Origin of the sequence: Arthrobacter sp. 2YAF22_2, assembly GCF_052114645.1 — a bacterium.
Lineage (GTDB): Bacteria > Actinomycetota > Actinomycetes > Actinomycetales > Micrococcaceae > Arthrobacter.
Map to the genome: position 1 here is coordinate 1 of NZ_JBFRFD010000703.1, position 1434 is coordinate 1434.

General features: G+C 71.1%; 2 protein-coding genes. One reads left to right on the forward strand and one right to left on the reverse strand.

Annotated elements, in window-relative coordinates:
• A partial coding sequence (locus AB4Y86_RS18845; RefSeq protein ID WP_441403657.1) for a M1 family aminopeptidase occupies positions 1 to 678 on the forward strand: 678 nt, incomplete at its 5' end.
• 11 nt (positions 679 to 689) lie between these two features.
• On the opposite strand, the gene AB4Y86_RS18850 is transcribed toward AB4Y86_RS18845, so the two are convergent.
• On the reverse strand, positions 690 to 1379 hold the full coding sequence (locus AB4Y86_RS18850) for a 4'-phosphopantetheinyl transferase family protein (RefSeq protein ID WP_441403658.1): 690 nt from the start codon (positions 1377 to 1379) through the stop codon (positions 690 to 692).
• Positions 1380 to 1434: the final 55 nt, after the last annotated feature.

Consider the following 1434-nt stretch of genomic DNA (forward strand, 5'->3'; position numbering starts at 1 on the left):
GCCCAGACCGCAGCGGTGCCGGTCGAGTTGGCCGCCGAGGCCCGTGCCGGGCTCGCCCGACAGCCCCAGATGATGCGCACCTTCACCAACTGCTTCGGACCGTACCCGTTTCCGGGGTACACCGTGGTGGTGACCGAGGACGCCCTGGAAATCCCGCTGGAAGCCCAGTCCCTGTCCATTTTCGGCCGTAACCACCTGAGCACCGGCTGGGAATCGCAACGGCTGATCGCCCACGAGCTGTCCCACCAATGGTTCGGGAATTCGCTGACGGCGGCCTCGTGGAGGGACATCTGGCTGCACGAGGGCTTCGCCTGCTACGCGGAGTGGATCTGGTCCGAGGAGGCCGGAGTGATGTCCGTGGCCGACCGGGCCAAGGCGGCCTGGCGGACGCTGAACCGGGAGGACCAGGACCTGCTGATCGGCGACCCGGGGCCGGAACTAATGTTTGATGACCGCGTCTACAAGCGCGGCGCCCTCGCCCTGCACGCGGTACGGCTCCGGTGCGGCGATCTGGCCTTCTTCGCCCTCCTGCACGACTGGACCGGCAGCCACCGGCACGGCTCGGTCAGCACCGAGGATTTCATTCTGGCCGCGGACCGGGCCACCGGGATGGACGCCGAGGCCGTGCTGCACCCCTGGCTGTACGAAGAGGCGTTGCCGCCGCTGCCGGCCGGCTGACCCCCGGGACGCTACGTCTGCCCCGGAAGCCGGGACAGGGCGACGGCGGCGGCAAATCGTGCCGGCAGGCCGGATTCGGCGGACGACAGGTCCCGGATGCCGGGGCGGTCCAGCACTTCCACGGTGTCCGGAGCGATCCTCAGCCCGGTGCCGCACAGCTTGAGCCAGGCCTCCTTGCGGGCCCAGAGCCGGGCCCGTCCGGTCATCAGCTCCGCCCCGGCGAGGCCTCGAAGGCTCTCACGTTCCGCCGGCCCCAGCGCTACCTCGTTGAAGCCGTCGAAATCCGTGCCCGCCGGATCCTGCACGTCGACGCCGAGGCCTTGTCCGGGAGCCGGGTGCTGCACGGCTGCCAGCAGGACCCAGCCTGCGCTGCGCGAAAGGCTCAGCAGTAACGGCGCCGGCGTACCGCCGAGCGTGTATCCCGGCCGGCCGTGCGCGACGCCGGGGCCGCACTCCGGGCAGTCGTACGCGGCCGTGAGGTCCGACGGCGGTATGTCCAGCAGTTCCGCGGCGAAACGCCGCTGGGCCAGCCGGCCGGCCAGGAACGCCGCCCGCGGAAGAGGTTCCAGTTCCCGGGCACGGCGGAGTTCGACGTCGTCCAGCAGCTCGCGGGCCGAGTCCAGCAGTTCGCGGGCCGCGGCACCGGGGGTCCCGGATACGCGGAAGGGCGGGACGGCCCGCACGATCAGTTGCGATGCCATGGTCCCGCCCTTCCGGTGTTGCGTACTGCGTACTGCAGGGCGCTAGCGCTGCACT

Bases quoted from the DNA above. Each gene is read 5' to 3' on its own strand.
- AB4Y86_RS18850 (WP_441403658.1), bottom strand. From the start codon at position 1,379: ATGGCATCGCAACTGATCGTGCGGGCCGTCCCGCCCTTCCGCGTATCC.